The 6,767-nt window shown below is 55.7% G+C and carries 5 protein-coding genes; 3 read left to right on the top strand and 2 right to left on the bottom strand.

Annotated elements, in window-relative coordinates; all coding sequences use genetic code 11:
* Positions 1 to 4: 4 nt before the first annotated feature.
* Both ACN0VM_RS06080 and putP read left to right on the top strand, forming a co-directional pair.
* The gene (locus tag ACN0VM_RS06080) at positions 5 to 430 is read left to right on the top strand and encodes a fasciclin domain-containing protein (protein ID WP_417449967.1); all 426 of its coding nucleotides are present in this window, start codon (positions 5 to 7) and stop codon (positions 428 to 430) included.
* 287 nt (positions 431 to 717) lie between these two features.
* Positions 718 to 2,220: a sodium/proline symporter PutP gene (gene putP / locus ACN0VM_RS06075; protein ID WP_417449964.1), complete on the top strand. Its 1,503-nt coding sequence runs from the start codon at positions 718 to 720 to the stop codon at positions 2,218 to 2,220.
* Between the two features lie 266 nt (positions 2,221 to 2,486).
* Here putP and ACN0VM_RS06070 read toward each other — a convergent pair whose 3' ends face one another.
* Positions 2,487 to 3,413 (bottom strand): tetratricopeptide repeat protein, encoded by a 927-nt coding sequence (locus tag ACN0VM_RS06070; protein ID WP_417449963.1) that lies wholly within the window; start codon positions 3,411 to 3,413, stop codon positions 2,487 to 2,489.
* A 182-nt stretch (positions 3,414 to 3,595) separates the two neighbouring features.
* The gene (locus tag ACN0VM_RS06065) at positions 3,596 to 5,284 is read right to left on the bottom strand and encodes an amidohydrolase (protein ID WP_417449962.1); all 1,689 of its coding nucleotides are present in this window, start codon (positions 5,282 to 5,284) and stop codon (positions 3,596 to 3,598) included.
* A 130-nt stretch (positions 5,285 to 5,414) separates the two neighbouring features.
* Here ACN0VM_RS06065 and ACN0VM_RS06060 point away from each other — a divergent pair, with 130 nt between their 5' ends.
* Positions 5,415 to 6,767 carry a putative O-glycosylation ligase, exosortase A system-associated gene (locus ACN0VM_RS06060; protein WP_417449961.1) on the top strand — a complete coding sequence of 451 codons (1,353 nt, stop codon included), beginning with the start codon at positions 5,415 to 5,417 and terminating at the stop codon, positions 6,765 to 6,767.

The following is a 6,767-nucleotide window of genomic DNA, read 5'->3' as shown; positions in this document are numbered from 1 at the left end:
CCACATGAATCACAGCGCCGACATCGTCGATACCGCGGTGGAAGCGGGCAGCTTTAACACCCTTGTCGCGGCGGTAAAGGCTGCGGGCCTTGTGGACACGCTCAAAAGCGACGGCCCCTTCACGGTATTTGCGCCAACGGACGCCGCCTTTGCCGCGCTGCCGGCTGGCACGGTTGAGACGCTGCTGAAGCCCGAGAACAAGGCCAAGCTTGTTGCCATTCTCACCTACCATGTGGTGCCGGGCAAAGTGATGTCTGCTGACCTGGCGGGTAAAAAACTGTCGGCGACCACCGTACAGGGCAGCGACGTGCAGGTTGATGCCACCATGGGCGGCGTGAAGGTGGGCGACGCCAATGTAGTGAAGGCAGATATTGCCACCAGCAACGGTGTTATTCATGTGATCGACAAGGTGATCATGCCGCCGAAATGATATCCTGAACAGACGAGTTCCCGAAAACCATCCCGCGCTTGCTGCGGGGTGGTTTTTTTATGGTACGGGGCCGCTTTCAAGGGCCGTGCAGGTACGGTATTCATCAGGCTGAAAGTTTGACAGAAACGGCCCTTTGTGGCATATGGATTGCTGCTAACTATTTGAGATTCAAGGCCTCTGCTTTTGCGGGGGCCTTCGCTATATGAGCGACCGCGTGCCGGATGGCTGTGGGGGAGCAGCCGCCCGATGACCTGCGCGAAAAGGTTAATAATTAAAGGGAGAACAATATGGAAATCGGCACTCTGGTTTCATTGGCGCTTTATTTTATCACCATGCTCGGGATTGGCCTTTATGCCTACCGGACCTCGACCGATGATGTGTCGGGTTACATGCTGGGTGGGCGCCAGTTAGGACCTGGGGTCACAGCGCTTTCAGCCGGTGCTTCGGACATGAGCGGTTGGCTGTTGATGGGCTTGCCGGGTGCTGTTTTCCTCTCGGGATTTTCCAATATGTGGCTAGCACTTGGGCTTTTTGTCGGTGCGTTTGCCAACTATCTGCTCGTGGCACCCCGGCTGAGGGTTTATACTGAGGTGGCCGAAGATGCGATTACCTTGCCGGAGTTTTTCGAGCGCCGGTTTGAGGATGGCTCCCACTTGTTGCGGGTAATTCCGTCGGTGGTCATCATCGTCTTTTTCACGCTCTATACCTCGTCTGGGGTTGTTGCGGGCGGCAAACTTTTCGAAAGTTCGTTCGGGCTGTCATATGAGCTTGGTCTTTATATCACGGCGGGCGTGGTGGTTACCTACACGCTGTTCGGCGGCTTTCTCGCGGTGAGCATGACTGACTTTGTGCAGGGCTGTATCATGTTTGTTGCGCTGATCATGGTGCCCATTGTTGCCTTTATGGATTTTGACGGCGCCGGTGAAATGATGCGCGTTGTGCGCAGCGTTGATCCCACCCTTGTCAGTATAACCAGCGGGGTCACGGTCATCAGTGTGATTTCCGCGCTGTCGTGGGGTATGGGATATTTCGGGCAGCCGCACATCATTGTCAGGTTTATGGCCATCCGGTCGGTCGGCGACGTGAAGGTCGCCCGCCGTATTGGCATGAGCTGGATGTTTGTTGCCGTTATCGGCGCACTTTCCACCGGTTTTATCGGTCTGGCCTATATGACAAAGAATGGCCTGCCAATCGGAGACCCCGAGACAATCTTTATCGTGCTGTCCCAGCTGCTTTTCCATCCGCTGATCGGCGGGTTCCTGCTGGCGGCAATTTTGGCTGCGATCATGAGTACGATTTCAAGCCAGCTTCTGGTGTCTTCCAGTTCCTTGACCGAAGATTTTTACAAGCTTTTTGTTCGCCGGGACGCCAGCCAGAAGGAGCTGGTGGCGATCGGCCGGGCTTCGGTTGTGGCGGTTGCGCTCGTCGCCATTGCGCTGGCTTATGACCGTTCCAGCAGTGTGTTGTCACTCGTGGGCAATGCCTGGGCAGGTTTTGGTGCGGCATTTGGTCCGCTGGTGGTCATGAGCCTGTTCTGGAAACGGATGAACGCCAAGGGCGCGATCGCGGGTATGATCAGCGGGGCTGTTGTGGTGCTGATCTGGATTTATGCACCCTTTACCATCGGTGGCCAAAACCCAAGCGATGTGATGTTCGAGATCGTGCCGGGCGGTATTGCCGCTATCCTTGTAACCGTCGTGGTGAGCTTGATGACGGCACCACCCGGCCCACGGGTGCGGGAAGGGTTTACCAAGATGGAAAAAGCACTTGAGGAAGGCATGGCGTCCTGAACGGACGGTCGCCTTCTGAGCCGAAAGTAAATGACAAGGCCCGGGCGTGTGTCCGGGCCTTTTTTGCTGTCTGGCTCAGAAGGAAGCCGCCCCGCGGCGGCGGCGGCCAATATCCTGCGTGTGGACAAAAGAAAGCCCCGACAGACCAAGGATCGTGTCGGGGCTCGGGGCCGGGAGGATCGGAATGAAACCGAAGGGGTATGATCGGCCCCGTGGGGTGGAGATGGGGATGGAATCCAGAGTGATGGCGCTTAAGGTTATCGCTGTCAGCGCGGCGTATATGCGTATGTCGTCACCAGTTCAACTTCTGCGGGCCAGAAGCCGAGGGCGCTGCCCCCAACGATCGCGTGCAGGCGCTTCTCTGCTGCCTGATGACGACCTTCAAACTGGTCTTTCATCGCGGCCGCAAAAGCAAGCATGGTATTGTTGACCGCCTTAGCCTCCACTTGCTCAAGCTCCCCTTTCAGGTGCAGTAGCGCATCATAATAAGCGTAATTTTCAATGAGGGTTAGGTCGTTGGGTACAGCGGCTAGTACAGCATCGGCTTCCTGCGCACGACCCAGCTTCATGAGCGCGATATAACGCCAAAGGCTGGTGGGGACGAGAAGATCATTGTAGGCGTGAGGCAACACGAACTCCATGGATTTTTCCATCCCCGTCAGCATGGTCTCATAGTCCTGTACCGCGAAACTTGTTTGCGCCCAGTAATAATGGATATTTGACTTGTAGGTGCCAAGCGGAAGGCCAAGGGCATTGGGCATGCCGTCAGGCTCAACGGTGTCGGGAACGTTTTCCATGAGCGAAGCGGCTTGCCGGTAATCCGTGATCGCCTGTTCAAACATGCGGCTGCGGGCCAGATGCCGGCCACGGTAACGCAACAGGCGGTAGCTTTCAGGGAAGCGTTCCAGCCCGGCGCTGAAAACCTCTACCGCTTTTGCGTAGTCGCCCAGATAACCATGACGCCTGCCAAGCCAGATATAGCTGTCTTCGCGGTTTGGTGCGATACGCAGCCGAGCTTTTGCAATCTCAAGGTCTTCTTCTAGCTGCTTTAGAGTGTTTTCTGAGAAGGCTGGTTTTCTCAGTGGCGTGCCGATAAGGCTGTAACCCGATTGTGGTACGAGCGCAGCGGGAATATCGGCATGGGAAAGGGGGGCCTGGCCCACGGAGGCGCATATGCCGATCGCAGTCGCCATCAAAATCGCCCGAGTGCTTGGATGGCCAGGCCTATAGGTGAATGACACGTGTTTCCCTCCCCAATGTTCATCCATTTGGTTGATAAAACGACGCTGGGCGGGAAACGCGACACAAAAGTTGCACATAAAAGCCCGCGTAAATTTCTCCACGCAGGCTTTTGTGTTTGAAAGGGCGGTATCCGCTATTCCTTCAGGTAGATCACCTCTCCACCGACCATAGTCATCACGGCATTCGCCTTGGGAATGGCAGCCGGGTCGGCCTTCATGAGGTCGATGGAGAAGGCTGTCAGGTCTGCCTGTTTGCCAACACTGATCGAGCCAAGCTCATCTTCTGCAAATGAGGCGGTCGCCGGCCACAGCGTGAACATCTTCAGGGCATCACTGCGGCTGACGGCTTCTTCTGCGTGCCAGTTATCCCCTTGGAAACCGGCAAGGTCATGCCGGTAAATGGCGGCATAAAATTCAATAAGCGGGTCGCCCCGTTCCACAGGGGCATCCGAGCCTCCGGCGACGATCACGCCGCTGTCAATAAAACTTTGCCATGCGTAAGCACCGACAAGACGGTCCTCGCCCAGTCTGTCGGGGGCGAAATGCAGGTCGCCGATGGCGTGGCTTGGCTGCATGCTTGAGATAATGCCCAACGCCTTGTAACGCGGGATATCGTCCGGGCTGACAATCTGGGTATGTTCGTCACGCCAGCGTGGCTCGGCAATCGCCCGTTCGACGCTTGGAATCTCCTCCATGACCTCCTCGTACCAGTCCAGCAGTAGCCGGTTGCCGCGATCGCCGATGGCATGCATGTTGACCTGCACGCCAAGCGATATGGCTTTGCGGAGGAGCGGTAGCGTCTCTTCTTTGGTCGTTAAAAGCAGGCCCGAGGTTGCAGCGTCGGCATAGGGCTCAAGCAGGGCCGCCCCACGTGAGCCAAGCGCGCCGTCCATATAAAGTTTGATGGCGCGGGTTACAATGTGGCCATTCTCGCTTTTGCGCTGCCCACCGACAAAAAGCTTGTCTGCGTCACCAGGTTCAATGGAATTGTAGACACGTATTTTCACATCGCCTGTGCCTGAGAGCATCTCGAGTGCCTCGACATGTGTCCATGGTACCGACATGTTGTGCATGCCCGTCCAGCCGTAACGGGCATATACGTCGCTGGCGACGGTTAGTTGCCGGTCAAGGTCCGCTTCAGTCTGTTCCGGGGCCAGCCCCTGCAAAAGGCTCATTGCGGCATCAATGAACATGCCGGTCGGCTCTCCCAGTGCGTTTTTGAGAATGTCGCCGCCATAAGGAGCTTCTGTCTGGCTATCGACGCCCGCCATCTCCAATGCCTTTGAGTTGGCGACAAGGGCATGGCCGTCGGCGCGGGTCAGGATGACCGGCACATCGGGTAACACAGCATCAATATCCCAACGTGTTGGAAAGCGGGCCTCTGGCCAATGGGTTTCAATCCAGCCGCGCCCATATAACAAGGGCACGCCGTGGTCAGATGACCACGCCAGCAATGTTTGCTTCATATCTTCAATGGAAGCTGTGCCCTCCAGATTCAGCGTAAGCTCGCGGTCGCCAATACCGGACATGTGAGCATGGGCATCTGTAAAGCCGGGAAAGAGGGCGGCGCCATCCAGTGACATGACTGTGGTGGCGTTGCCAACCATTGCTTCAGCGCCAACGCGGGAACCCACATATACGAAGCGGCCACCACGAATGGCGACAGCTTCTGCCTCCGGCATGGCGTCGTCAGCCGTGTAGATGGGGCCGCCCCATATAACCACATCCGCGTTCTGAGCGGTGCTTTCGACCGTGTCCTGAGCGGTTGCAATGCTGGTGCCCAGTACCAAGGCTGCAAATAGCAGGGCAAATTGGCGCATCATATTCCTCCTCCTGATATGCGCCCATGCTATGGTTTGAAAAAGGTGTGTCAAGCGATACACTTGCATCAGGCGGGGACTGTCTGTCAAAGTGGGTGCCGGGTGGGTCAGTATATGACGAAGGAAATGGTGGATGCGCGGCGCAATTGTAGCTTTGCTCTTATTTATGTGGATGCCGTTCATCCTCTTCAAACCCTATATCGGGGTTCTGTTGTGGGATTGGATTTCGCACATGAACCCTCACAAGCAGTCTTACGGATTTGCAACCACATTTCCTTTTCTGGATTTTGTTGCCGCCATGACATTGGGTGGGCTCATTTTGTCGAAAGACAAGAAAAACCTGCCCGGTCATCCAGTTGTGGTAGCGATGCTGCTGTATTTACTCTGGGCGGTTTTCACCACGATTGCCGGTTTTGAGCCGGGGTATTCCTCAGAGAAGCTAACATATCTTATGAAGGTGATGTTATTCGCCTTTGTTACTGTGATGGTGATGAAATCACCCAACCGCTTGAGAGCCTTTGTGCTGGTGATGGTGACATCTCTCGCCTTCATCGGCATCAAAGGTGGCCTGTTTACTGTGCTGTCCGGCGGTAGTGGCCGTGTACAGGGCGCAGGCGGCATGATGGAAGATAATAACCAGCTTGCGATGGCTATGGCGATGCTGGTGCCGATGGCTTTCTATTATGTCCAGCATCCCCCGCATAGACACTTGAAATGGCCCATAATGGGCGTCGCCTTGGCCATCATGGTCTCTGTGGTTGGCACTCAGTCTCGCGGGGGCTTCGTTGCGCTCGCGGGTGTGCTGGGCATGATGCTTATGAAGTCAAAGTATAAATTCAAGCTCATGGCGGTGATGATCCCTGTTTTGGTCGGCGGCTATTTTCTTGTGCCCGATAGCTGGAAAAACCGCATCGAAAGTACCGGCTCAGCGACCGAGGATTCCAGTTTTCTGGGCCGTGTGGTCATGTGGAAATTTTCATCAAATGTAGCGGATGACAATCCAATAGAGGGCGGTGGCTTTAATGTTTTCTACGTCAGGCGTGCACAGGAGGTTTATATGCCTCCAGGACATACCCCGCGGGCACCGCATTCGGTTTATTTTGAGGTGCTGGCCGAACATGGTTATGTGGGCCTGACACTTTTCATGACAATGCTGTTCACTGCCTGGTATGCTGGTTCTTCCAACGCAAAGCGATTTCGACAATTTGACGAAACACGATGGGTTGGCGACTTGAGCGCTGCCGCGCAACTGGGGCTGGTGGGATACGCCATTGGCGGGCTGACCGTTAATATCGCAGCCTTTGACCTGTTTTATCACTACATGGCGGTTATTGCGATGTGCACTGTGGTCGGGGAGCAGATTTTGACCCGGGCGAGTACGTCGACACAGGGCGGCGTGAAGGTTGCCTTATCAAAGAAATGGTCACCGCCGAAGCCGACAAATGTTGGCACTCGCGCTGCCCCGCCAGCAAGCATGAAATGGTGA

Source organism: Kordiimonas sp. (assembly GCF_048260245.1).
Classification (GTDB): Bacteria; Pseudomonadota; Alphaproteobacteria; order Sphingomonadales; family Kordiimonadaceae; genus Kordiimonas.
The sequence above is the reverse complement of the archived record's forward strand: the minus strand, read 5'-3'. Positions and strand labels throughout refer to the sequence as shown.